At 44.8% G+C, this 25,351-nt stretch carries 17 protein-coding genes; 4 read left to right on the top strand and 13 right to left on the bottom strand.

The window, feature by feature from the left end; all coding sequences use genetic code 11:
- Positions 1 to 61: 61 nt before the first annotated feature.
- Positions 62 to 955 carry a LysR family transcriptional regulator gene (locus tag ACFPXP_RS17130; RefSeq protein ID WP_379895594.1) on the bottom strand — a complete coding sequence of 298 codons (894 nt, stop codon included), beginning with the start codon at positions 953 to 955 and terminating at the stop codon, positions 62 to 64.
- Positions 956 to 1,096: 141 nt separating this feature from the next.
- Between ACFPXP_RS17130 and ACFPXP_RS17125 the strand changes: the two genes are divergently transcribed.
- Complete coding sequence (locus ACFPXP_RS17125; protein ID WP_379895575.1) at positions 1,097 to 2,116, top strand: alpha/beta fold hydrolase; 1,020 nt, start codon at positions 1,097 to 1,099, stop codon at positions 2,114 to 2,116.
- A 305-nt stretch (positions 2,117 to 2,421) separates the two neighbouring features.
- Here ACFPXP_RS17125 and ACFPXP_RS17120 read toward each other — a convergent pair whose 3' ends face one another.
- The gene (locus tag ACFPXP_RS17120; RefSeq protein ID WP_379895574.1) at positions 2,422 to 5,148 is read right to left on the bottom strand and encodes an S-layer homology domain-containing protein; all 2,727 of its coding nucleotides are present in this window, start codon (positions 5,146 to 5,148) and stop codon (positions 2,422 to 2,424) included.
- 440 nt (positions 5,149 to 5,588) lie between these two features.
- Between ACFPXP_RS17120 and ACFPXP_RS17115 the strand changes: the two genes are divergently transcribed.
- Together ACFPXP_RS17115 and ACFPXP_RS17110 are read left to right on the top strand one after the other, a co-directional pair.
- The gene (locus ACFPXP_RS17115; protein WP_379895573.1) at positions 5,589 to 6,680 is read left to right on the top strand and encodes a cache domain-containing protein; all 1,092 of its coding nucleotides are present in this window, start codon (positions 5,589 to 5,591) and stop codon (positions 6,678 to 6,680) included.
- A gap of 159 nt (positions 6,681 to 6,839) precedes the next feature.
- Complete coding sequence (locus tag ACFPXP_RS17110) at positions 6,840 to 7,622, top strand: SDR family oxidoreductase (RefSeq protein WP_379895572.1); 783 nt, start codon at positions 6,840 to 6,842, stop codon at positions 7,620 to 7,622.
- Positions 7,623 to 7,808: 186 nt separating this feature from the next.
- Here the strand turns inward: ACFPXP_RS17110 and ACFPXP_RS17105 are convergent, their stop codons facing one another.
- From ACFPXP_RS17105 to ACFPXP_RS17090, 4 genes are all read right to left on the bottom strand, one after another.
- A complete protein-coding gene (locus tag ACFPXP_RS17105; RefSeq protein ID WP_379895570.1) occupies positions 7,809 to 8,606 on the bottom strand; it encodes a sensor domain-containing protein in 798 nt (265 codons plus the stop codon).
- Between the two features lie 305 nt (positions 8,607 to 8,911).
- A complete protein-coding gene (locus ACFPXP_RS17100) occupies positions 8,912 to 9,400 on the bottom strand; it encodes an NUDIX hydrolase (RefSeq protein WP_379895568.1) in 489 nt (162 codons plus the stop codon).
- A 78-nt stretch (positions 9,401 to 9,478) separates the two neighbouring features.
- Positions 9,479 to 10,768: a UDP-N-acetylglucosamine 1-carboxyvinyltransferase gene (murA, locus tag ACFPXP_RS17095; RefSeq protein WP_379895567.1), complete on the bottom strand. Its 1,290-nt coding sequence runs from the start codon at positions 10,766 to 10,768 to the stop codon at positions 9,479 to 9,481.
- A gap of 19 nt (positions 10,769 to 10,787) precedes the next feature.
- Complete coding sequence (locus ACFPXP_RS17090; RefSeq protein ID WP_379895566.1) at positions 10,788 to 11,486, bottom strand: FHA domain-containing protein; 699 nt, start codon at positions 11,484 to 11,486, stop codon at positions 10,788 to 10,790.
- A 318-nt stretch (positions 11,487 to 11,804) separates the two neighbouring features.
- On the opposite strand from ACFPXP_RS17090, the gene ACFPXP_RS17085 reads away from it, so the two are divergent.
- Positions 11,805 to 13,385 carry a copper amine oxidase N-terminal domain-containing protein gene (locus ACFPXP_RS17085; RefSeq protein ID WP_379895565.1) on the top strand — a complete coding sequence of 527 codons (1,581 nt, stop codon included), beginning with the start codon at positions 11,805 to 11,807 and terminating at the stop codon, positions 13,383 to 13,385.
- A 135-nt stretch (positions 13,386 to 13,520) separates the two neighbouring features.
- On the opposite strand, the gene ACFPXP_RS17080 is transcribed toward ACFPXP_RS17085, so the two are convergent.
- From ACFPXP_RS17080 to ACFPXP_RS17050, 7 genes are all read right to left on the bottom strand, one after another.
- Positions 13,521 to 14,090: an SF0329 family protein gene (locus tag ACFPXP_RS17080; RefSeq protein ID WP_379895564.1), complete on the bottom strand. Its 570-nt coding sequence runs from the start codon at positions 14,088 to 14,090 to the stop codon at positions 13,521 to 13,523.
- 66 nt (positions 14,091 to 14,156) lie between these two features.
- Entirely contained in the window at positions 14,157 to 15,146 is a 990-nt protein-coding gene (locus tag ACFPXP_RS17075; RefSeq protein WP_379895563.1) for a tRNA dihydrouridine synthase, read from the bottom strand.
- Between the two features lie 350 nt (positions 15,147 to 15,496).
- A complete protein-coding gene (locus ACFPXP_RS17070) occupies positions 15,497 to 18,625 on the bottom strand; it encodes an S-layer homology domain-containing protein (RefSeq protein WP_379895562.1) in 3,129 nt (1,042 codons plus the stop codon).
- Positions 18,626 to 19,340: 715 nt separating this feature from the next.
- Complete coding sequence (locus ACFPXP_RS17065; protein ID WP_379895561.1) at positions 19,341 to 19,694, bottom strand: VOC family protein; 354 nt, start codon at positions 19,692 to 19,694, stop codon at positions 19,341 to 19,343.
- Positions 19,695 to 20,001: 307 nt separating this feature from the next.
- Positions 20,002 to 21,747 carry a recombinase family protein gene (locus ACFPXP_RS17060; protein WP_379895560.1) on the bottom strand — a complete coding sequence of 582 codons (1,746 nt, stop codon included), beginning with the start codon at positions 21,745 to 21,747 and terminating at the stop codon, positions 20,002 to 20,004.
- Between the two features lie 1,098 nt (positions 21,748 to 22,845).
- Positions 22,846 to 24,873 carry a hypothetical protein gene (locus tag ACFPXP_RS17055; RefSeq protein WP_379895559.1) on the bottom strand — a complete coding sequence of 676 codons (2,028 nt, stop codon included), beginning with the start codon at positions 24,871 to 24,873 and terminating at the stop codon, positions 22,846 to 22,848.
- On the bottom strand, positions 24,860 to 25,348 hold the full coding sequence (locus ACFPXP_RS17050; protein WP_379895558.1) for a hypothetical protein: 489 nt from the start codon (positions 25,346 to 25,348) through the stop codon (positions 24,860 to 24,862). Before ACFPXP_RS17050 ends, ACFPXP_RS17055 begins: the two co-directional genes overlap by 14 nt.
- Positions 25,349 to 25,351 lie beyond the last annotated feature (3 nt).

Here is a 25,351-nt window from a genome sequence, read left to right as displayed (position 1 = left end):
TCCAAAAAGCACGCAGTGTATATGTGTTTTCCTATCGCTGAATAGGCTACAAGGTTGTATTCTACTCCTCTGCAGCGAGAACTTCCTTTGCTGCTTCTATGAAAGATAACATGATGGGTGAAAGCCATTTGTCTTTATGCCATAACATCTGTGTATACACGTGCAAGTCGGGAATTTGCCATGGAAGAGCGACAAGTTCGCCCCGTTCGACTTCGGCTTTCGTTACAATTTCAGGAAGAAAGGCAATACCGATTCCCGCAATGGCGCATTGTTTAATGGCCTCGGCGTTTTGAAACTCTAAATACGTAATACTATCAATACCCTCTTTCTCAAATCCCCGGTCAAACATCGTTCGATACGTACAACCCTTTTCATTCGTCAGGAACACTTCTCCGTGAAAATCTTCAAGATGCAGCTCAGTTCTTTGGGTGAGTGGATGATCTGGAGCGGCAAATAAGCAGAAGGTTTCTTCCAGCAACGGTTCTACTGCAAGTCCGCTCGAGCGAATGGGTTCGTCCAGCATAAAGACAACATCCGCGGTTCCGTCAAAGAGCGTTTGCTTGAGCTCCTGATTGGGAACCGAGCGGAAGATGAGACGCACTCCAGGATGGCGCGAACGAAATCGTTGAAAGACAACTGGAAGCCGATAGGCGCAAAGAACCTCGTTGGCACTTACCGTTAGGGTGCCGCTTAGTTTTTCATTGTCATGAACGACGCTGCGTGCTTCTTCCAATTTATCCAACACGCTTTGGGTATGTGTTAAAAAGCGTTTACCCGCCGTTGTAAGAACGAGCTGCTTGCCTAAGCGGTCGAAGAGACGAACACCCAGCTCATCCTCCAATGCTTTGATTTGCATCGTGACGTTGGAGGGGACGTAGTTCAGCACCTCCGCAGCCCGAGTAAAATTTAAAGTTGATGCAACCGTGCGGAACGTAGTCAGTTGGCGCAATTCCATCATACGAACCCCTTTTACTTTCAATATTTTTGAATACTGCGTTGAATTTTGCTCACTTTTATTGAGAGTAGCACGGATCTATACTAACAACAAGAAATTCATTCCACTCTATGGTTTCATTTTGAAAGGAGCGACAATGCGATGGATTATGAGATTTTTGATTTAGGTGACGTCACCTTGCAATCAGGAGTGACGCTGCCGAGCGCTTATCTTGCTTATAAGACTTATGGAAGATTGAATGAAAAGAAAGATAATGTCATCGTTTATCCAACTGCTTTTGGCGACCAGCATGTCCAGAATGAATGGTTGATTGGAGTAGGCAAGTCACTAGATCCGCAGAAATATTTCATTATCGTTCCCAATCTACTGGGCAATGGATTATCTTCGTCTCCTAGTAACACGCCTCCTCCATTCGATCGAGCCAATTTCCCACAGGTAACGATCTATGACAACGTTAAATTTCAGCATCGATTGGTGACCGAAAAATTCGGCATCCAAAAGATTGCTCTCGTCGTTGGATGGTCCATGGGAGGCATTCAATCCTTCCAGTGGGGGGCCAGTTATCCAGACATGGTGGAACGAATTGCACCATTCGCCGGTGTTGCCAAGACTTGGCCGCATACGTATGTCGTCCTGGACGGAATGAAAGCTGCACTCATGGCTGCCGTTCGCTTCGATTCAAGTCAACTCCATCAGTTGACTTCTGCAGACATGCGTACCGTTGGCCGAGTCTATGGGGGATGGGGCTTATCGCAGGCATTTTACAGAGAGGAGCTTTATCGTGGGCTGGGATTTGATTCATTGGCTGATTTTATGGCTGGCGTCTGGGAAGATAGCTTTATCCAGATGGATCCGCACAATGTCCTGGCCATGTTATGGACAGGACAACATGCAGATATTAGTGCAAACCCCTCCTATAATGGGGATTTCGGTAAGGCGCTTAGAAGCATTAAAGCGCATGCCTGCATCATGCCAGGGAGCACGGATCTCTTCTGCTCGGCGGATGATAACGAATACGAGGCAAATCTGATACCTCATGCCGTTTTCAATCCGATCAGGTCCATCTGGGGCCATTTTGCCGGACGCGGAATCAACCGTGCCGATAATCAATTTATTGATGATAACCTTAAACGCTTGTTGGCGCTTCCAACAAACGGCTAATTGCCCGATGGTACCCAGTCAAAATATTCCGCGGAACGGCGTACCCGATCACGGCAGCTAAGGATATGTACAGCTTCCAAAACTCATTAAAAAAGGGGCCTAGCCTGAATTAGGCTCGCCCCTCCATAAGTGGAAGAATCTCTTATACGGGAAATCGTCTCTGCTAGTAAAATCACACCATGGATTGGAAAACATTGTAATCCGATACTCCGCATGTCCTGTATAGCAAAATATTTCTGTACCCCAAAGAAAAAAAGCTGACGACACTTGTCGCCAGCCCGGAGCTTAAAATCATTCAACGATCCTTATTTCGCTTCAATATGTGCAATGATGCGATTCTCTTCATAAGTGACACTTACTTCATAACCATCGGCCGTTACATGATTAAATTCACCTTGAATTGCATCTGCAGTGATTAAAGTCATGTCCTTAGAGCCTTTAATCGCATAGTTAGAGAAATCTAGTTTTAACGTTCCACCGTCAACATATAGGATTCCACCGACCGTCATTTGACTGCTGTCATCATCCATTGCAATTTCCAAAACTCCATCATCCATGGTAAAGCTGCCAGCTAATTGTAGTGCTCCATCAGTATCCACGACAACCGTTCCATTCTCTACATAAAGATCACCCGTACCAAAAGCAGTCGCAGATTCAGCGACGAGCGCTCCTTCTTGCAGCAATGTTCCGCCTGTGTAGCTGTTATCCCCTGTCAATGTAAGGGTTCCTGTTCCTTTTTTCGTAAGCATACCGCTGCCGGAGATATCATTTCTCCACCAATCTTGCGCATTAAATCTTCCTTTGGAAGCATCCATATCGACGGTGACGTTGCTTAAGAACGCACCATATCCATCGGCTGCCGTGACCAAATCCATTCTTCCCCAACCGTTAGACTCATCTAGAATAGGGTAACCGGAGTCAATGGCTGTCGTATACAATACTTCTCTGCGCTGTTCATCTGTTAAATACGGTTGACGCGTTTCTAACAGCGCTTCTGCTCCTTCCGGCACGACAGGGGCTAACCCTTTGACTCCTGTTTGCGGCAGGCCGTAAGTCAGTTTTTCTCGATAGAACTTCTTATTCGCGTCATGATCTTCCCATTTCGTCTCATCGTATGCACTTTCGAATGTATATTCCTCTGTTACCGTATGGGCATATTCATACAAACTCATGTTATTCGCTTCTGCTAAGGCGCCAAATACCTCTCCAGCATTTTCATAAGCTTTCTCTAATACTTCTTTGTTCTCTTCCTTATTGAGCGCATATGCTGTCATCGCTGTAGCTTGTATTCTCGCACCAATGACATCCAGCGGGGAGTGCATCCCTGTTACGATTCGATTTTCACCCATTTGAGCGGCCCGGGTTAACAATTCAGCGTATCTTTCCGGAGCAGCGTAGGCAAAACCAAATACGGATAAGTACGCTGCACTGGTATGTCCGCTTGGAAATACTCCGTCTTTTCCTCTTCCATCTTCCGCTTTTCTTCTTACGTATTGCAATGCAGGAATGACCTCTACGCTGCTTTCATATTGTTGGAAATGCTTTTCTCCTGTAGATTTCGTTCCACCTGAAGCTAAAGGTTCTGATGCTGCTTCACCACTGCCGATGGTTTCCCATACAGGTAATCCATTTTCATCGACGACCTCTACCACTTCTCCGTTCGAATTCATTCTCCATGGTCTTGGAGAAGAGTAGAAGTATTTAGAAGGATTGGAGGATGCAGGGGTTCTAAATCGGATTAAAGCAACTAAATCCAGCATATCCGCGAGTTCAGACTCCTCCCAATCGGTACCCATTCCTTGGCTTTGGTCCTCCGCTGTCTCTTCTTCCAATACCTTATTCATTTCATCGACCGTTCTTACCACACTTGTTGTAGGCTTCACGATATCGACATAGGTATTCGCTAAAGGCCCGAAAGCCTCCATCATACTGTAAATCTTATCTCTCTGGTCATCATAATAGGCTGCTAGAGCTTCCTCATCTGTACGATTTTGCGTCACGTCTTCCACATATTTGATATTAGCAACCCACGTATCTTTATTTCTAATCTCTTCATTCGCATATGTTTTCTTATCCGCGACTACTGCATTCTCATCATTCTTATAGCCGTCAAAATAAACGGTAGGCCCATCTCCATAGTTTGCAGCTTCTCCGTTGGCTCCAGGTTCCGTTAACGCGGTTCCGTCTCTCCAATCCGGTTGATTCATGGACCATACTTGATCAAAACCGTCTAAAATCTGAATAAATGGATTCGTTGCAGGAATATTTTTCAATATGGAATCCGCCGCATTTTCTCCATTTTGTACTGCAGGCAAAGGAGCCTCAACTACAGGGGCATCCACATTCAATTCGTACGTCGTTCCCACAGGTTTAGATGGTTTCGAGACCGCACCTTCATCCATCTTTAAAGCATTATTTAACGCTACAACAGCTTCGGCACGAGTGATGTTATGAAGCGGTTTGAAGCTTCCGTCTGTAAATCCGACCATCAACTTTGCATCTGCAACGGCACCTACAAAGCCTTTGCTCCAAGCCGCAATCGATGATGCATCGCTAAAGGAATTCGCCGCTTCCTCATTCTCTTCCAAATTTTTAATGGCTGCTATCATTTTTGCCGCTTCTTGACGTGTGATCTGATCTTCTGGCTTTATCGTTTGATCTGCATAACCATCCATATATCCCGCTGCAATCGCAATGGATACGGCTTGGTAATACCATGCATCCTCAGAAACATCTTTAAAGCTTATTTCAGCCTGACCTGTGTATCCAAAAGCATGGTTCACCAGAATCATAAATTCCGCTCTAGTAATAAAAAGGTCAGGTTTGATTGAACCGTCTGAAAACCCTTGTATCCATCCTTCATCCATCCAAGCTTGAATTTGTTCTTCTGCCCAGTGTCCCTTGATGTCGGAGAACGGAGCTTCCTGATTAACTGCGAAACTCCGACTGGCGAGCGTCGGGATTACCATAGATAGCATTAGAAGTAACACCAATGCCCTTTTGAGATGTCTTCTTACAGCTTGCAACAACATGATCCTCTCCTCATACATTGATTTTTCTTCTGCACCAGCACATGATGAGACAGCTCAATCTGGAACACGGCAAATCAAGCTCCGCTCCATCACCTGTCCGGTATGCCGTTACTTTAGCATTCGGGGGTTCCAGCATCTATAGAACGATTTCCGCTTTATATCAAATCGGTACGTTTCGACGATTCCATTACATAAAACAGGGGATTAATAATACATTACTGAAATAATAAGCTTAATCCATTTATTGGAAATTGTGGATGAGAGGTAGTTCCTTAGGTCGATTGAACCGTTCGATTGAGCATGTAGTTTGGATGAAAGCAGCACAAGGGATTATGAGAATGATTCGGATTGTTAAATTATGATTAAGACGCTCACTGGGTCCTGGGCTAATGTATAATGATGTCGTATTCTGGAAGCTATTCGTGAAGGAGGAGAAAAAGATGCGCAGGCCCTTTCAGTCTGTATGGTCCAAGATGGTATCTTCCTATATCGCTGTCGTGCTTGTCATTGCGCTACTTCTTGGTTCGATCTTTTATCTCTTCTTTTCCCACCAATACAGCGAAGAAATCAGAATCAACAAGCAGATGATGCTGAAAAATACAGTCAACTCTATTGAAAGTTCTGTGATTCAGAGAGTCCATCAGATCTATCTGTCTCTGGCATTGGGAAGCCCCGTTAATATAGATTTAGATACCTTTAAGGGAAACCACAGCAAAGTATTAGACATTCAGCAGCTGCTCCAGAATCAGGTGCAGAATCATTCCGATCTGATCCAAGCCATTCATTTGTACGATACGGAGGATCATTTCATGATCTCATCCGTGCACGGGCTGCAGCTCTATGAGAGCACCCCTTCGGGCGCGGGCGGCACGGCCGATTGGATTGATGCGATGAAAGAGACCGAAGAAAGCTCCTTATGGATGCACACTCGCATGGTGCCACAGGACCCCTATACCGAATTAACCGAACAAAGCAGCATGAATCCTCTAATCTCTTACGTCCACAGCTACCCGTTTCAATCTTCGGGGCAGGACTGTGAGCTCATGATTGCGATTGACATTAAAGAATCGGCTGTCAGCCAGATCATCGATAATATGCTCCCTGCTGACTATGAATCTACATTTATTGTGGACCCGAATGGAACCGTCATTTCTGCCGCGGACAAATCGTTGCTGGGCCGTCCCATGGAGGAGCATTCGCTGATTCAGTCCCTGCTCTCCTTTAACCCTGCAGATGGGAGCTCTGCTCATACATTTGACCACGGCTCTTATGTCGTTACCCATGATCAATTTGCAGGAAACGGATGGAGAATTTACACGACAACACCCGATAAAAGCTTCTATTATAAAATGGACGGCTTGAAAGAGGGCGTGCTCATGGTATGCTTGCTGGCTGTCGCCGTTGGGATTGCGATGTCATCCATCTTTACGGCTGCCGGCTACAGCCCTCTAAAGCGGATCATGAATAATATCAAGAGCAGGCTGGACAGCCCGGTCGGCTCCAAACAGATTACTGGTTTTTTCTTCATTTAGTTCGGACCATGTCCTTCATTCCGCCCTTCTTCAATCCAATCAATTGCTTGGTCATAAATGTAAACAATTAGGGAATAATTAGGTTGCTCACCTGCATGAGGTAACGCGTGTCGTAACGGTTGCAGCGAGGATGAGATAAGCACTGAAAGGATGAATCGAATGGGAAAACGATTAGAGGGTAAAGTCATTGTCATCACAGGCGGCGCAAGCGGACTGGGGAATGCTACTGCGAAGGAAGGCGCGAAACTGGCGTTGATCGATCTGAAAGAAGACGCACTGGAACAAGCCAAACAAGAAATTTCGGCAAAATATCCGGAGGCACAAGTTCTTACAATTGCCTCGGATGTCTCGGATGAGGCTGCCGTGAAACGTTATGTAGAGGAGACTGTAAAATCCTTTGACCGTATCGACGGATTTTATAACAATGCGGGCATTGAAGGCAAGCAAGCGCTCATCCCCGATTACGATGTTCAAGTCTTCAAGAAAGTCATCGATATCAACCTGATGGGTGTGTACTACGGTATGCGCTATATCATTCCCGTTATGAAGAACCAACAATACGGAAGAATTGTCAACACCGCTTCGGTCGGCGGGATTCGCGGCGTTCTAAACCAGGTTCCATATGTTGCAAGCAAGCACGCGGTTTCGGGGATGACCAAGAATGCCGCACTCGAGTTTGGCCGTTACGGGATCATTACGAATGCGATCGCTCCAGGTGCCATCTTGACGCCGATGGTTGCAGGTGCCTTCAAGCAGGTGAATCCGGAGGATCCTAAGAAGGCGGAGGCAGAATACGCACAAAACAATCCGACGAAGCGCCTGGGTCTTCCTGATGAAGTCGCCAAACTTGTAGTATTTCTACTGAGCGAAGACTGCAGCTATGTCAACGGGCAAACCATCGCCATCGATGGCGGCGAGTCGAATGCGTATGGTATTGTCTAATTCGAATGACTCCATGCCTGAAATCCCTGCTTAGGCGGCAGGGATTTTTTCATTGCTCAGGGGAAGGTCCTTTAAGGATGAACGACCGTGTTTAAGCGGTAGTTTTTATCCCCAATATGAATAGTGTAACCCTTTAGTCCTTTAATGAACGTCATCTCTTTCCTATGGGGTCAAAAAAGAGAGCTCCTATGGCTCTCTATAGACTGGTTGCAGTAACCCTTGAGCGTACTCATCCATCGGGTGTCCATCATATTGCGGCTGAACCGGTTCTTGCATTGGATCCCGCATTAGCACTTTCGGCTGCGTTTGTTGATAAGGCTCATCCACATACATGATTCTACGCTGAATTTGCATCAGCCCATTCACGACGCGAAGTGCGACCCAAAAAAGTACAATACCAACGCCTACGTACAACAGATATTGCTGATTTAAGGACCAATCGATTTCAAAATAACTGAATAAGCTATCCTCTAAAATATCGACCTGAATTTCATTGATCAAAATTTTATGCACGACGGGCAGTGCAATAAGTCCAAGTCCCAATGAAAGCATCGTGACCATAATAACAAAGAATACAATGCCTGTTACGAATCTCAGTAAAATAAGGATCAGGTCGCGAATGAATAGTCCGCCGTCAAAGCCTCTCACCATTCGCATAAACCAGCTCTTCCCCGCTTCATGCTGTGGATGATAGGTATACGGAGCAGGAACAGTCGGTAAACCTAAGATTTGTCGAATCATGCTTTGTTCAAAATTCACTATTCCATTCAACAGCTTGGCTACTCCAAAAAACAAAGGTATTCCGATAAATATCGGAGTTAATCCGATCGATAGAGCAATCCCCGTGATCGCTACTGTAAAATAGATGATCCCTAGCGGGAGAGATAGTATTAAATAGAGGATCGATGCATACGTTATTGAATTAAAAACCACCCAATTCACTTTACCTGTCGGATTTTTGACAGTCGCTTCTGTAGCCTTCATTTTCACACACTTCCTTTGGATTCATAAGTTCACGCTCGAAGTCATAAATCCATTATAGCCGACGGATTCGATTGGAATAACCGTCTCAGGAAGTGTCTAGAACCCAGCCTTTAGCCTTGGACCTATACAGTCTCCAGGTTGATGAATTTTGTAGTAAATGAAGATTGCAGGGATTAAAAGAGCTCAAGCATACTCTACGCTTGAGCCTCGAAAATAGAGGTAAACTTTAACAACGCCACACACTCCGCATAAGATGAGAGCTAACGGGTAGCTAGATCTATTTTACATGAACATGTGGACCGTCTTCATATGCTTCGTTGAAGTTTGATACTACATTCTGTCGTAGTTACGGTTTCATATTCCATATAATTCACATTGCCGTTAAAGTTCAAATAGGCTTCATAACGCATACGGATGGCAGGTAAAGTAATGAAATCGAGAACTTGTTCCTTTGGAACCCACCTGCTCTCGCTCGTTTCTTCAGAAGTCGTTAACTCCCCACCTACTGCTTTACACACGAAATCAAACATGACCTTCGTGGGAACATCCGTTACACCGTCATACCACTTATGAATCGCTGTATTGGAAATAACACTAATCAAATGGCTGACCGTGGCATCTATTCCACTTTCCTCTTTGATTTCACGAATGACGCCATAAATCAGGTTTTCCCCCACTTCCGTGATCCCGCCAGGATACACCCAACCATCGTCATGGGCTTTGACTAAAAGGATGTTTCCATCCCCATCTTCTACGATCCCGCCTGCCGATACAATATGCGTTGGAAATGCCATTTGAACGCCCTCCTCTTATAACGATACTTGTATTTTATTTCTTAAAGCCTATTCCACCTTACTCCAGCCTCCCGTTTGTTAGACGACAGGCGCGTTGTTAAGCAGTTCCTCTGCATCTAATTCCTCTAGAGAAAGCTTCCCCCCGATGGATCGAAAGCTGCCGATTACGTCCTCATAGCCTCGTTGAATATGCTCAATTCCCGTAATATGCGTACAACCCTCTGCTGAAAAACCGGCCAAAAGCAGGCAGATGCCAGCTCGCACGTCAGTCGCATGCACCCAGCCTCCCTTTAGCGGATGTCCACCCGTAATGAAGGCGCTTTCCCTGCGAAGTTCAATGTTAGCTCCGAGCCGCCGCAGCTGCGGTAAATGAGCGAACCTATTAGGATATACTCGGTCCGTAACGATGCTTTTTCCTTTCGCTTGCAGCAGAAGCGACGTGATCGGCTGCTGTAAATCGGTCGCGAACCCTGGATACATCCCTGCCCTAATACGCGTTGCATTAAGTTTACCCGAACGATATGCTGTAACGTGGCTATCACCGCATTCGATATGCAGCCCTATCTCTTCTAGCTTAGCGAGACTTGCGCCAAGATGCTCAGGAATGACATCCATGACGGTAACCTGACCTCCATGAAGCCCAGCCGCCATGAGAAATGCTCCGGCGATCAATCGATCCGGAATGACCGTGTGCGTCCCTCCCCTTAAATACGGGACACCCTCGATGCGGATACGTTCGGTTCCTGCCCCATAAATTTTTGCACCAAGCTTGTTCAGGAAGCATGCCGTATCCACCACCTCTGGATCTACAGCCGCGTTACGCAGCACCGTCATGCCACTAGCGCGCACGGCAGCCAGCATCGCATTGATCGTAGCCCCCGAGGTAATGGTGTCGAAATATATATCTGCGCCCCGCAGCTCAGCTGCTTCGACGATGTAATGATCCTTGTAGATATGGACCTTAGCCCCCAATGCTTGAAACACCTTGATATGTTGATCGATGGGTCGAGAAACGAAATCGTCACCTCCCGGAAATCCGATGGTCACTTTGCCGAATTTAGATATGAGTGCTCCTGCAAAATAATAAGATGCCCGGTAACTAGAAGCTTTACCTGGATCAATTACGGCGCTGTGGATCCATCGTGGGTCAGCAATGACCTGTCCACCCATCTGTTTCAGCTCCATACCGATATCCCGGCAGATCGCCTCAATGATACGTACATCATCGATATGAGGAATACCCTCCAAAGTTACGATATCATCCGCTAAACAAGCGGCGGCAAGCAGAGCAAGTGAGCTGTTCTTCGCTCCCGGTATATGTACTTTTCCATTCAGAGGTCCTGACTGATGTACCTTGAGATACTTCATGCCTCGATTCCAACTTTCATTATGATGATATGAATTCCGATTCGAGCACGTAGCCGCTGCCGCGTACTGCGCTAATAAGAAAGGTATCCTTACCGTATTTTTTGCGAACCCGGTAAATGAGCGTGTTCAACTCATCCGGCGTTACATCGGGGACGTATTCCACTCCTGAATACCTCTCTGGCCATACTCTCGTTTTAATTTCCTCGAGCGGAACAAGTCGGTTTGCATTCTCATGCAGCACTTGGATCAGTAAATATTCTTTTTCAGACATAGGAATGCGTTTTCCACCTACGATACATTCTCTTTTCTCCCAGTCAATCTGTGTCAGCAGATCCGAAGCTTTCAGCCGGCTTGTTATACTGAGAGGTTCGATTTCAAGCGTTTGATCCGCAAACATATAAGAAAAGTGAAGCACGACCATACCTTGCGCGAGCTTAATGATATCTGAAGTATTCAGAGGGTATGGTCTGTGCGGCGTGATTCGTTCACCGTTGAGCTCTGTACCATGGCGGCTCCCCATATCGTACAGCACCGCCTTGTCCTGCTCCTTGCGGATAACGAAATGCTGCCTCGAAATAAAAGCGTTCGTAAATGCTAAATCTGGAATCGAATGATTGGATACACGGCCCGCTATCGTTTCATCCGCACTTAGATTGACGTAGGTGCCAGATTGATAGGGCTCTCCGCGAATGACATATATGCATGAAAAATTGTCCATTTTCTTTCACCATCTTTATTTCAGGTTCCAAGGCTTTCGGATTTGATCCACCACATTGTAACTCAATATGCATTGGGATTAAAGCTTTACATCCTGATGGTTTACTCACATTTCAATAACGACTAGCACCAACCCATAGGCATAGACTTCGAAATACCCCCTGTAGTGCTCGTAGGGATGATGTTAAGAGAGAATTATCTTTGTATAGGCAAGAAGTACTACTTCATTCTATTGGATTTTTGCATTAGCTCTCATGATATGGCTCGAATTCATGGGCAATTTAGGATAAAATAGATAGAAAACATTAGGAGACAAGTCATGTTAAAGAAAAGCATCATTGTCGCACTCACCATCGCACTAGGTTTTACCATTATGCCGATCGGCGGCCCCAGCAAAACGGCTGCTGCCAAAAATCCGAGCTGTTCTTTGTCGGTCGATCAGCTGGAGAGCGCTGTTCAATTTCTCGAAAATCTATTAAACGATTATGAATGGAATATGGACATCGCGAATGATCCGTTCCATGCCGATTATCGGGAGGACCATATCAGACTCGCTCTCAGCGCACTCGATATGGCCTTGAGCCAGATGGACCAGATCACAGGCCTGATCGCCCAATTATCCGTATGTGAAGGAGACGACGCAGAAGACTTGCCGGCGCTGGAGCAAGCGCTGAACGCCTTTCTCGAGCTCATTCATCATCCAACACTGATGGACACAGAACACGGGCAAACTGGGGCATACTTTCGAAAGTATGGCAGCAGTATGTTGTCGATCTTCCAGCTGCGGGAGCATCCGACCTATTCGGCTCTCTATGAAAATTTACTAGCTGATCCATCCGGTAGATTTAAGGAAACTGTCGAGCTTATCGAAAATAACTTTGAGGCGAATCTACTTGATATCAGTCTCTTCCGCATCCCGTCCCTTGATGAGGATGCCAGCACGGCACACAACATGACGGTTGCCGCAGATGGAATCTATAATTTCAAAAATCTGCTGAAAACGATGTTTGAAGATTACGAGATGCTGAAGAACAGCCCAGACTTTGATCCGAATGCCAAGTATTCATTCTTGAAATCGGCCGTCAGCACGCTGGATGACAATCTTCTCAGCAATGTGAAGACGATGGGCGTTAAGACATTCATTCAAACCTTTATTCAAGAAACCGTGACAAGAAAACAGATGAGTCCGGAGCAGCAACAATTCGGAGACACCATTGCCGGTGATCTGGCGTCGCTTATGGTTTCCATGACGGATCCTGTTTCCTTCGGCTTGGCTTATGGGGAGCTTGTCCACGATATTAACGATTATAACGTCAAGCATTTGAAGGCTGTTGCTGAAGGCATGGAAGGATCAGAGCTGGAGACTCACCGGCAAAACATCCAGCTGCTGAACGCTGCGACGAATTATACATACAATGTGCAGCGGAAATTCAACAGTCCCGGCGTCAGCCAGCGAGATTTTATCGCCTATTTCAAGCAGCAAACAGAGCAGCTGGGGGAAGAACTGAATACCATTTATAACATCGATCCGAATGAATTAAAGATTTACTATAAGGGCGAGAGACTTCTAACCAACAATCAGCCCTTCATCCAGAACAACACAACGATGGTTCCGCTGCGGCTCATCGTTGAAAAGCTCGGCATCGACATCACGTGGAACAGCAAGGAACAGACCATCTCCTTCGTGACGGACCGCATGCATATTTTCCAAGGAAAAGAAGCAGAAATCGTCATGACCGTCGGCGAGACACTGGTCAAGCTTGGACCGTATTACTCCAGCTTAGAGGTACCGCCGGTTGTCAAAAACGGTGTGACCTATGTCCCTCTCCGCGTTATGTCGGAGTACATCGGGCTGAAAGTCACATGGATTGACGAAAGCAATAGTATTGTACTGGAATAATATATATAAGCACTAAACCTCCGAATTGCTCTCACTTCAGAGAGGAACTCGGAGGTTTTTTAATTGATCTTGTTCAGCGTTAACCCGCAATTTTCCATATCTTGCCCATCCTAAACCATTCACAGGGACCACACTTCACAATGTACTCCGACGCAATTCATAGAAATACTGCACAATCGGATGCTTTAGCTTGATCTTCTCGGACATGTTTAAGATCCGCTTTTTTCCAACCCGTCTGTCCACCAATGCCAGCACATTCAATAAGATATCATGACTCTCTAAACTTTCCTCTATTGAAGTCGATAAATACTGATTCGCCGCAACAATAAAATTCGATTTACTTAATGAAGCCTGTGCCGACAAAAGCTCCTTTGCATGCTCAGTCATTTTTCTGCTTCTGGCCATAACGATTAGACGATCCTCCGGCACTGTTCCCTTCGTACCTGCTCTGACCGCTTCGATATCGTCACTGCTGACAAGAACTTGGATATCCGGATCATTTTTAATTTCCAGCTCTGTATGGTACCACCTAATCGGGTTCGTTTTATCACGCATATGAAGTATGTTCTTTTTATCTACGGTAATATAACAAATCCCTGATTTATCAGGCAGATAACGATACCCTGGCGCGCGGTATTCTACCCTTCCGTTTAACGCAGGACTGAGAAAGCCCTCCAGCTGTTGCTTCAATTTACTCCAGGACATGTGATCCCTTCTCCATTCATTCGATGCTTGGTCTTTTCATGATCTGATTCATTTGAACCCGGCAGCTTAATTCTCGCGTACCTCCATGCCATCCTGCTCCTTGCTTGCAAACTCATCCAGCAGCGCACGCGCTTCATCGGTGGACTTTGCGTTCATTAAGGCATTTCTTAATTCACTTGCCCCTCGAAATCCGCGGACGTAAACTTTGAAGAAACGGGTGAGAGCCTTGTACGAACGTGGTACCCGCTCTACATATTGATCATGGAGATCCAGATGCAGCCGCAGCAGATCGAGCAATTCCCTGCTTCCGTGCTCCTTCGGCTCCTTCTCAAAAGCAAACGGATTTTGAAAAATGCCGCGCCCGATCATAATGCCATCCACACCGTACCTCTCAGCGAGCTTGAGGCCAGTCTGGCGGTCAGGGATATCCCCGTTAATGGTCAGAAGGGTATTTGGCGCCACCTCATCACGAAGCTTCTTAATCTCCGGAATCAGCTCCCAGTGCGCAGGCACTTTACTCATTTCCTCCCTTGTGCGCAGATGGATCGACAGATTCACAATGTCCTGCTTCAAAATATGGGTTAGCCATCCGCGCCATTCCTCTACTTCACTAAAGCCGAGCCTTGTTTTTACACTGACGGGCAGTCCCCCGGCTTTGGCAGCCTGAATGAGCTCCGCAGCGATTTCGGGACGGCAGATCAGGCCGCTCCCCTTCCCATGCTCCGCTACATTGGGTACAGGACAACCCATATTAATATCGATTCCTTTGAAGCCTTCCTTCGCCATACCGATACTCATTTGACGAAAATATTCCGGCTTGTCTCCCCATATATGGGCTACAATGGGCTGTTCATCCTCTGTAAACGTCAAACGCCCGCGCACACTATGGTTTCCCTTCGGGTGACAGTAACTCTCCGTGTTCGCAAACTCCGTAAAAAACACATCCGGTCTCGCCGCTTCACTTACGACATGGCGAAAAACGACATCCGTCACATCTTCCATAGGCGCCAATATAAAAAAAGGCCGTGGCAAATCACGCCAAAAATGTTGTGTCATCTCAAAAACCTCTCTATACTCTGGACAAGTCACTATCATAAAAATCAAGTTTGTTCATGTCCCAGCTTTTTCTTCACTTATAGCATATTTAAGCAGCGTGAATCAATCAGCAGTATATGTCAAGGGTAAACATGAATACAATTGCATGAGCCTAATTCGGTTAAAACCTTGTTGAGGTTCGCTCGGGACTGGGCTTTTTTCCATATATGTTCAGTATCGAGATTAACACACACAAGCGAATCTTCGCATATCCCGAAAAAACCGAGATTGTTTCCTCGTCGTCCCGTAGAACAGATTTAATAATAAAGCAGACCAGAAATTGATCTGGCCTGCTTTTTACTTGATATGATTTAATTCAACCATTCCGCCAGTTGATCTAATAGTACAACTGCCTCTGCTCGAGTCAATGTGTCCTGCAGATTCAACAAAGTGCCATCTCCCTTGATGATTCCTTCATTAACCAACGCCGCAATATACGGTGCTGCGTCGGAAGCCAATTCACCTTGATCCTCGAACATGCCTGCCGGAATCGTTTGACCTTCTGGATTCAGCAGTCCTCTGACTTCCAATGCCTTGGCTGTACACAGCATCATATCCAGACGCGTGATGGAATCGATTGAAGTCAATTGTCCGTCTACAAAATTCTCTACGCCTGTTAAATATAGAAATTTCGTTAACAACCGGAAGAATTCTGATTTTGTCATATCGTCTAATGGCGAGAAGGTGGAGGCTGAGGTACCTTTGATTATGCCTTGCTTTGTAAGCTTTTCAATACTCGTTTTCGCCCATTCCACTTCGCCCAAATCTTCAAAGCTGCTTTGTGCAACCTCTTTTTCAAAAACAATTTCCGCAATCCAGAACGTAACCGGAGAACCGCTTAAGACGATACCAACCTGAGATAGATCAACACCGGATTCGCCTGCAGCAAAATCTGCAATTGGAATTCGGACCTCTGTCCAATCTGTTCCCACCGTTGCATAATCACTTACAGAAATCGATCGGGTAGAAGTTTCTGTCCCATCCATCAATTGAATATTGAAATTCTCGCCGCCTTCAGCACCTTTAATCATGAACTGCAGGTAACCCGTCTGCTCGAATTCAAACAGATCGAACTTGCTCCAATCCGACTTGTACATTCCTGAATTCCAACCCGCACCAGATGCATCGTCTTCTGCGGTAATGTTGTACTTCATGGCACCGATTCCGTTATATTTGACTTCCGAATCAATCGGAGTGCTGTCATTTTCAGTTTTTTCTGGTGTTGCGCCGCCCCATGCACTCAGCCATCCGCCCGGAAGTGTGCCTTGGTATACCCCCTGGCTGGATGCTGTTGTGGATTCACCACTATTGTCGATATACTCCGGCATCTCTGAACCGGCAATATCCCCGATATTAATGCCAAAGCCGTTACCTCCAACATACACACGTCCGTAAACTCTTGGATCGCCCGTAATGGCCCGGTTAGCTGAAGCAAATTGATGTTTGTCATCATTGATACGAATCCATGTCGCTCCAGCGTCGTCGGAACGGAAGATGCCATATTGTCCATCGATATTACCGTAGGTATAGATGGCCATATAGTCCTCACCCGGTGCAGCTTTACCGAAGCCTACAGTTGCGGCTTCATCGATGTTATCCAGCTTCGTAAAGGTCTGACCAGCATCTGCAGTCTGCCAAAGTCCATACACACTTTCCTCTTCACTGTTGCTTTTTGCACTTCCTAACCATACATGGCCTTCTTGTCCAGGTACGGCTTTGATCTTGCTGGTCATGATCGTCGGCAATCCTTCGTTGACAGTTGCTTCAAACGTCGCGCCGCCGTCTTTACTTACATAGAATACACCATCATGCAATCCGTAGATCAGATTTGGATTGACACGATCGGAAGAAACTATCGCATCGGCAGGAATACCTTGGGATGCAGTCCAGGATTGTCCCAAGTCAGTCGAATAGCTGACCGGTGCGCCTGCAGGCGCCCAAACCAAAGATGAAGCGTCTGCGGAAAGCGCTACCCATCCGCCGCCTTCGGCTGCCCCCTCAATTGTCCTTCCTGGGATCCAGGACTTTCCGTTATCGGTCGAAATGCCAATTACTCCACCCTCTCCAACACGTACAACGATGTCCGGATTTAACTCTGCATAATCCAGATCATGACTGTTAGAGATCAACGGGTTCGTCATCATTTCAGGAGCCTTTGTCAGATCCGCATGGCGGAATCCGCCAATGTCTCCCATGGAACTGATCAACGGCGCGCCGGATGGCGGGCTAATTAACCCAAGTACGTTTGTCTCTTCAATGCCATTAGCCATAACTTTCATGTGAACAATACCGTCTTCTGTATCCAGCGCTGTGATATTTTCTGATCCCCAAATCGTCGCGCCGGTGCCATACATGATGCGGTCCGAGTTGAATGGATCAATCTCCAGATCCCCTATCATCCAGCCGAGCTTTGGAGAAATCTCTGGCAGTGCCTTATTCTTATCGCCCCAGTCCAGCCATGGCGCAATGGAGTAATCCAATGTAAATCGATTGATCCGGTTCGGATATTCACCCAGCTGCCACATTTCTGTCCAGCTTTCGCCACCGTCAGTGCTGCGGTAAATATGCTCATCCGGCCACCATGTGTTTAATGTTGCAACCATCACAGTGTCTGGATTTTGAGCATCGACAGCTATTCCGCCGTAACCCCAGTTGCTGTCCTCGGAAGAAGCAGGTACCGGACTGATTTCTGTCCATTCACCAGTCTTCGTATCGAATTTCCATACTTCGCCTTTCTCTCCGTCATACGGTCCTACGCCATCACTGTAAGAGATATACAACATACCTGTAGACGCCAATACCCCATGATGAGGCAAATAGCCGGTTGGTTGACCTGGAACGGCTTCCCAAGTCACTCCACCATCCGTACTGCGATAAACACTTTCTGCTTTATCGGCCACACCGACATAGATCGTCTGTGTAGCTTCGCCTGCGCTGCCTGTCGTTGGATCAAAGGTAATCCAAGAAAGTCCAACAATGTCTGCTTGATATTCATAATCGGGATTTTCCACATAAGTGCCTGCATTAGGGAAACTCTCTACCTTAGACCAAGTAACCCCGTAGTCTGTGCTCTTCCACAAACCGTTGCCGCTGCGTGCGCCATAATAAATGATACTGTTGTCATTCGGGTCAATCATCAAGCGCTCGCCCATAGAACGACCAGGCATATTGCCGCCCGCCTTAAATGGCAGCTCGGTCGCCTCAAAGGTTTCTCCTCGATCTGTCGAACGTAAAATATACCCATTATCAGGATCCCAGCTATTCGTATATGTACCTACAACTAAATATAAGCGATCCGGGTCCATAGCGTCCGTTGCTAAAGCGTCAACACCTGCTTTGCTCCACTCGTCAAATCCAACCCAATCGAGCAGTTGAATCCAGAGTTCATTCTCGGAATCCCAACGGTAAGCTCCGCCCATGTCTGTGCGGACATAAACCAAATCTTTTTCTGTTTGGTTGAAAATTATACCAGGAATGAAACCCCCGCCGACCACTTGTGCATTATTCCACTCATACTCCTGGATTGTAAACGCTTTCTCCTTAGCTTCAATAATGGAAGCGCTAACAAAAAAAACTAAAGAACATGGCAGCAATTGTGAATACACTCAACCATTTCTTTATCATTCCGAATCCTCCTTGCATTTTTTTGAGTAAAACACAAATAAAAGTGTCCAAAAAATTGTAATATGTTTTTATTTTCATTTCTACTAAGAATATTTTCCCAAATTTCATATAAAAATTAGATATCTACATGGATTCATACCTCTCTAATCCGCCATTCAATTTATTGTTCTTAACCTGCGCCTATACAGCACCGGCCTACTTGACCTTTCACACTAACAGAGCTGGTGCGGACGTTCACCATTATCGTACTTCAGCCATATGCAATGACTCGCACGTACCGGATTTGAGAGAGGCCCATTATAGCCCCCTTCTTTTTGGACCTATCTGGAATTTTATGTAAACCCGAATTCCCAGTTTAGATGGTGGTCAATACGATCTAAGAAAAAAAAGATAGTTGTAGAAGAATTCGCCCCCAGTTTTGGATGCGACCTGTCTATTTGCGGATAACATCCATAATCGCCAAATTGAGCATTTTCAATAACGCTTCATCCGTCGAGAAATGACTCCAGTTCATCTACGTTATTTCAAGTATTAATGTTTATGCGCTAGAATATTGACAAGCTTGCCAAAAGGATCGCGTACATAAAATCGCCGAACCCCCCAAGGCTCGTCCGCAGGCCCATATTCTATTGAAAATCCGGCATTCTTCATTCGTTCAAACGCAACATCGACATCATCAACTTCAATCGATAGATCAGGCGTAGCCGTATCGGAGCCCCCCTGTGAAGCACAGCTAATTTGTATGCTCATCTGTTCCTCTGAACCATAGGTTCGAATCCACCCATGATCCATTAACACTTCGAGACCGAGCACGTCATGGTAAAAGCGTTCGCCTTCTGCGATACCTTTCGTATGTATATTGGCAACAATTCGTTTAACCTTCATTTCAATCCCCATTTCTTTTGTATCGTGAGTAATATTGGCATATCTTCGTCTGTATGAACCATCAATATCACACAATCCACTATATACATTGAGAACACACTAAAATCGCCCACGAACACGATACGGAAGCGCGCGTATCGGCGTTTAAGGCGGAGTTAATGAAGTTCGCCGCGCTAGACGTAAGCAACGAGGAAATCCTGCGAGATATGATTCACAAGATGATTAACCGTATAGACGTTCATGAAGACGGTTCAAGCGAAATCAGTTACAACTTCCAAAACCCATTAATACAGGGAGCGTAGCCTATTTAAGCTCGCCCCTCCATTCCATCCATATTACGCACTCCACATGTGTTGTGCTGGGAATAGGAATGCACTTTCCCCCTTTCACTTCGCATGGACTTTTTTTGCTTATGCATCTTGCTTTGGATGCTGTTATGAAAGCCGGTTTTATAGACGAAGGTCAATTTGTACGGCTCGGGACTACCTTGATCGGGGTTCTCCCCAATAATCACTTTATCGACAATGCTTTCGAATACGTTCCGGTCGAATGCGGTCAGAAGCTCATTCGTTTGAAGCACTTTGCGAAAATGTTCAAGCCGTTTTCCCAAGTCAATTTCATCTTGCGCGGATTGCTCTAACTGTTCCTTTTCTTCGAGCAATTTAGTAAGCGAAGTATCGAGCTCCGCATACTTCTGTTCGTAAGTAGCCCTGTCTATTTTCTCATCCAGGCACAAATCAATCAGTTTGCAACGTTTTTGCTCCGTAGCCTGAATATCGCTGATAATTTTGTTCAGTCGCTTTTGATTATTCTGGTCGCTAAACACGGACTCCATTCTTTTCATAAGCTCGTCTAGCACATCCGAATTGTTGCGGCACACCAATTTGTACGATTCGACAAAAGCACCCTCAATCAGCTTTTCCTCCAAGGCTTTACTGAGAGAGCAGTATTTCTTCCCTTTTTTCGTGGCTGTCACACACTGCCAAATCACCTTTTCATGCGGGGTTCCGCTGTGCCAGTTCCGCCGCGAGAGATTGCTTCCGCAGAAAGCACATTCCAACTTGCTGCTGAAAGCAAATTTCCTGCTGTACTTGTCCCGCTTGCCTTTTGCGCCGCGGCGGCGATTCTCGCCTCTTCGATGCAATATGTCCTGCGCCTTTTCAAAAACTTCCTCGCTGACAATCGGCTCATGATGATTTTTGACATAAAACTGATCTTCCTCGCCGTAATTGTCCAATCTTCTCTTGGAAATGGGATCGACGGTAAATGTCTTTCCTTGCAACAAATCGCCTTTGTACTTCTCATTCTTTATGATACCAAGAACGGTTGTGTCCTGCCATTCGACTCTTCCATACTTGGTTTTATGTCCCGCCTCAGTCAGTTCCTTTGCAATAACGTAAGCGCCGATTCCCGATAAGTATCGTTCAAAAATATAGCGGACGATTTCGGCTTCTTCTTGATTAACGGTTATCTGTTTCGTATTCACATCGTAATCGTATCCCAGACAACTTTGAAAGCCCACCAGTTCGCCGCGCTTCATTTTCATTTTCAAACCTTTTTTCACGTTGGTGGAGATATTCTCCACTTCCTGCTGCGCTACGGAGCTTAGAATGACAAGCAACAATTCGCCGTCCATCGTCAGCGTATTGATATTTTCGTCTTCAAAAAATACGGCGATGTTCTTTTCCTTCAACATTCGGACGTATTTCAACGTATCCAGCGTGTTTCTTGCAAACCTGGAGATAGACTTTGTGATGATCATATCAATTTTCCCATCCATACAATCGTTAATCATGCGCTGAAAATCCTCGCGCTTCGTTACCTGTGTCCCGGTTATGGCTTCGTCCGCATAAATATCGACAAGCATCCAGTCGCTGCGCTTGCTTACGAGATCGGTATAATATGCGACTTGCGATTTGTAGCTGTTCAATTGCTCCTCAGTGTCGGTACTTACGCGGGCATAAGGGGCGACGCGAAGAACATCCGATAACTTTCCGGCGTTGCGATCCGATATTTTCCGACTTGCTTTAATCACTTCCACTTCAAGAGCCATGGTGTTGTCCTCCATTCTTATTTACTCGCCATCAGTTTAATAAGAGATGGGCGAACCGACAAATGTGCGAATCAAGAAGTAAGGTCCGAAATGATGCCGTAATCCCGCATCGTTTTGTTCTTTATCAAATGAAATTCGTTTTCGGTAATCAAAGATAAAGCCAGTAACTGTCTTATCATAGCTATTTGCATGCTGTACCGGATGAGTTTATGGTTCATAATAACCTCCCATTAATCCATCAAAGCTGAAAATCAGAGATGCGCAACGAACATAACCGTATGTGCGCATCTCTGTTTTCGCCTCTGTTTTGGTTGCTTCTCTCAAATATCCTATCCGGCGGACAGTGGTTAGCCGTCCTCATAGGCTTCAAACCTCTTCCAGGATCGCTGCAAGCCGCCCCCATTGCGCTGAACTGTGGCTGGACGGAAGTATCATTATCCCTCCGCATGGGTCTTCGCCATAAATAGCACCACCATTTTTCATTGCATGGGCAAAATCGCTCGCAGTTTACCGCTTCTGATTTCAGGGCATGTAGAAACAAGAACCGGCAAAATGGTCATGGCGCGCCTGCAATCTGGCTTTCCTTTCAGGTCATGCGGGGAACGTACCGGATAAGATTTTATTCAGTTTTCAAGGATCAATGAGGGGTTGAATAATGTCCCTCTAATATTCATTTCATTTTCAATGCAAAATCGGACCTTGGTTGCAAAACTATCGATCAGATCGGAGAGCGTTTTCTAAGAAAAAGGCGAGGGGGCTAAGGAAAACGAGACACGAGGATACGTTCTTTTGATGCCAGACGTGAAAGGGGTATTGCTACTCTGTCGAGATAAATAGGCACAGACTTTATTGGTTTAATGCATTACCGCCGTTCAGTAGCGTTAGACTTTTTACGCTGTGGTCGAGTCTGACTCACAAGCGCTTACGTTAATGGCGGTATTACGTCACCGACGAAGCACGTAAGTTGTAAGTGCTGACAATTCTCCTGAACAAGCTAAATCCCCGGAACGATTATTATAACGAGAACATTCAATCCCTCATTCATTCTGGTTTTGGATTGAACTTAGTTATAAATTCCCCGGGGATTCTAGATATTTGCTATTCGCTTTCTGATTCGAACTTTCGAAAAGCTTTATTGGGTACTCTAATTAAATTATAATCTTCCGAAGGTAATTTACTTATTACTTGACGTGTATCGCTATCCTTTATCGTAATTCCAACAATGACCTGACTCTTTTTCAACTTGATAATACAATTAAAAAATTGCTCCATATCATTAATAACGATGCTATGCTGGGCAGGTTCGTCAAAGATTAATACTCCGGGGTGATTTCCTGCTTTTTCATTAGATGTTTGGAGTAATGCCAGTATAAAAGCCCATATCGCTCGTATATTATCACTTGCTGAAGAATCAAATTTCATATCGAATCCTTCAATTATGGGTAGATATGACTCTAAAGAGATATCTATTTGATTTAAGTTGAGAATACTTTTATAACCAAATTGCCTCAGATTGTTAATAAAATGATTTCTTAATGTCTTTATTTTTTCCTCATCCAAGTCCGTAAACTTTTTACTTGGCAATCCGGATTTTTCTGTTAGATATTGTTTCCATTCATCCGATAGCTCTTTTAGTTTCAGTTTCTGGCTTGATAAAAGATCACACAATTTATTGAGATTGTTTATTTCGGAATCAAGTTGCAATCTCTTATAAACAATAGATTCTGACATATTATCGTTCGTCGAATAAAGATCGCTGCGTAACGATTTAGCTAAACTACGAAGCTTAAATAAGCTATTTTCCAATTGAGTTATTTTACCCTGCAATTTCTCTTTATTTTGTCTATGACTATTTCGGGCAAATTCTAGCATCTCTTTCTGTGCGTTCAAATGCCTAATGTTTTCATCAATACTCATGACCTGCATATGACTTGAATCTGGAATCAAAGTATCCTGAATAGCTTGACTACATACAGGACAAAGATCCTTCGAAGTAGCTAAATTCAATTCAGAACCGAGATCTCGAAGACGTGCAGCATCTTTATTATTTCTAATATCAGAATCGATTATTTCCAGATTACTAGCTAATCTTTCAATACTGCTATTTTCTGAAAGCAACATATCTCTATGTTTATGAAGCTCGCTTTCGAATTGGTCTATTGAATTTTCAGTCTCATTTAGTTCTTCTTGAACCTCATCAAAATTATCGATGATTTTGGGCTTCATAAGCCCCAATTCTTTATACTGCTCGTTAAGGTCTTCAATATATTCCTCTATACTGTCATTATCCTTACTAATAAGGATTTTTGAGAAATCATCCTCGGACAGCAACTTCGGGCCTGCTGGAAGCCCACTTATTGTACATGACTCCCTATTTGTATAAATGATTAATTCCTTTACAAGGGACTCCCATTTATGCTTAATGTTACTTTCCGATGTCCGAAGGTAATCCTTTTTCTTTTCATTTTCCAAAGTATCTAGGCGCAAAATAAATTCTAATACCCGTTTCTTGGACTCTCTAATTCCGAGAACAGGCATTCCTGATAAGAGATCCGCCCACCCGTGCTTCTGTTCAATAAACATCCCTGAGAAAATTAATTGCAAATATAACTTTCTAATTGCATCATCAGAAGCTGGTACTAACGGTAATTCAATATGTAAGAATGTTTCTAAGAAGCTATGAAATCCTTTTTTGTTAACTGCTGAATTGGGCATATGTACGTACATATCTTCGCACAATATATTGGGTTTTCCGATATCGTCTAATTCACTGTGACACACCGTAATCAGTTTACTATCTCTATTTTCCATCTTAGCTGCCCGGTAAATTGTAATCACGTCTTTACCATTTGAAATTTCCAAATAAGCCCCTGACTCAAGTACTGGCCATACGCTTTCTCCTTCTTCAATAGAAGTTTTATACACTGATGTCAGGACTTTCTCACCGCGACCACCAATTATTTCTTCAAGACCAAGACAGTAATAAATTGCAGCTATTATTGAACTCTTTCCACAGGTGTTATCTTCACTTGCAATAAAATTCAGACCTTCAGTGAATTTATCGTCAGATCCAAACACACCGTTACTTGTCTTAATTTCAGTTTTCAATCTTCTAATTCTCAACATTGGAATACCTCCAAAGCGAAGTGAGGTTGTTAATTTTTTCTTCTGTTAGTTTATTTGACAAGGTGAATAAATACCGCTTTTCATTACTTAATAAATCTGTGTTTCTAATAATTTTCTTTACGTAGGCCTTACCCTTCTTTGTCAGACGAAATAAACCATTTTGTTGTTGAAAGAACAGTTCTTCAGCAAGTGCATACTTTACAGCATGGTTTACTGCTGGATCAAATCTCACTATAGTATAATTGGTTAGTCTATCGTTAGCGAAATCACTTAATTTCTCCATGTCATTGTTTGTACTAAGACCGAGTGAAATCATATGCAACTTTAACAATGAACACCCTCCACGGCCACAGCACATTTCAAGAATTAAGCAAAGTTGTGCCAACTTATAACTAATTCTATAGTTGTACGGTACTGCATCGGGCTTCGCATCAAACAATATCTCATCCGCAATTAGAAAATTTTTCTCTAGCATTAT

It is taken from the genome of Marinicrinis lubricantis, assembly GCF_042658665.1.
GTDB classification, from domain to species: domain Bacteria; phylum Bacillota; class Bacilli; order Paenibacillales; family KCTC-33676; genus Marinicrinis; species Marinicrinis lubricantis.
The sequence above is the reverse complement of the archived record's forward strand: the minus strand, read 5'-3'. Positions and strand labels throughout refer to the sequence as shown.

Bases quoted from the DNA above. Each gene is read 5' to 3' on its own strand.
- ACFPXP_RS17085 (WP_379895565.1), top strand. From the start codon at position 11,805: ATGTTAAAGAAAAGCATCATTGTCGCACTCACCATCGCACTAGGTTTT.
- ACFPXP_RS17065 (WP_379895561.1), bottom strand. From the start codon at position 19,694: ATGAAGGTTAAACGAATTGTTGCCAATATACATACGAAAGGTATCGCA.
- ACFPXP_RS17055 (WP_379895559.1), bottom strand. From the start codon at position 24,873: ATGTTGAGAATTAGAAGATTGAAAACTGAAATTAAGACAAGTAACGGT.
- ACFPXP_RS17090 (WP_379895566.1), bottom strand. From the start codon at position 11,486: ATGGACAATTTTTCATGCATATATGTCATTCGCGGAGAGCCCTATCAA.
- ACFPXP_RS17080 (WP_379895564.1), bottom strand. From the start codon at position 14,090: ATGTCCTGGAGTAAATTGAAGCAACAGCTGGAGGGCTTTCTCAGTCCT.
- ACFPXP_RS17115 (WP_379895573.1), top strand. From the start codon at position 5,589: ATGCGCAGGCCCTTTCAGTCTGTATGGTCCAAGATGGTATCTTCCTAT.
- ACFPXP_RS17110 (WP_379895572.1), top strand. From the start codon at position 6,840: ATGGGAAAACGATTAGAGGGTAAAGTCATTGTCATCACAGGCGGCGCA.
- ACFPXP_RS17120 (WP_379895574.1), bottom strand. From the start codon at position 5,148: ATGTTGTTGCAAGCTGTAAGAAGACATCTCAAAAGGGCATTGGTGTTA.
- murA (WP_379895567.1), bottom strand. From the start codon at position 10,768: ATGAAGTATCTCAAGGTACATCAGTCAGGACCTCTGAATGGAAAAGTA.
- ACFPXP_RS17130 (WP_379895594.1), bottom strand. From the start codon at position 955: ATGGAATTGCGCCAACTGACTACGTTCCGCACGGTTGCATCAACTTTA.
- ACFPXP_RS17060 (WP_379895560.1), bottom strand. From the start codon at position 21,747: ATGGCTCTTGAAGTGGAAGTGATTAAAGCAAGTCGGAAAATATCGGAT.
- ACFPXP_RS17050 (WP_379895558.1), bottom strand. From the start codon at position 25,348: ATGCTAGAGAAAAATTTTCTAATTGCGGATGAGATATTGTTTGATGCG.
- ACFPXP_RS17100 (WP_379895568.1), bottom strand. From the start codon at position 9,400: ATGGCATTTCCAACGCATATTGTATCGGCAGGCGGGATCGTAGAAGAT.
- ACFPXP_RS17075 (WP_379895563.1), bottom strand. From the start codon at position 15,146: ATGACACAACATTTTTGGCGTGATTTGCCACGGCCTTTTTTTATATTG.
- ACFPXP_RS17125 (WP_379895575.1), top strand. From the start codon at position 1,097: ATGGATTATGAGATTTTTGATTTAGGTGACGTCACCTTGCAATCAGGA.
- ACFPXP_RS17105 (WP_379895570.1), bottom strand. From the start codon at position 8,606: ATGAAGGCTACAGAAGCGACTGTCAAAAATCCGACAGGTAAAGTGAAT.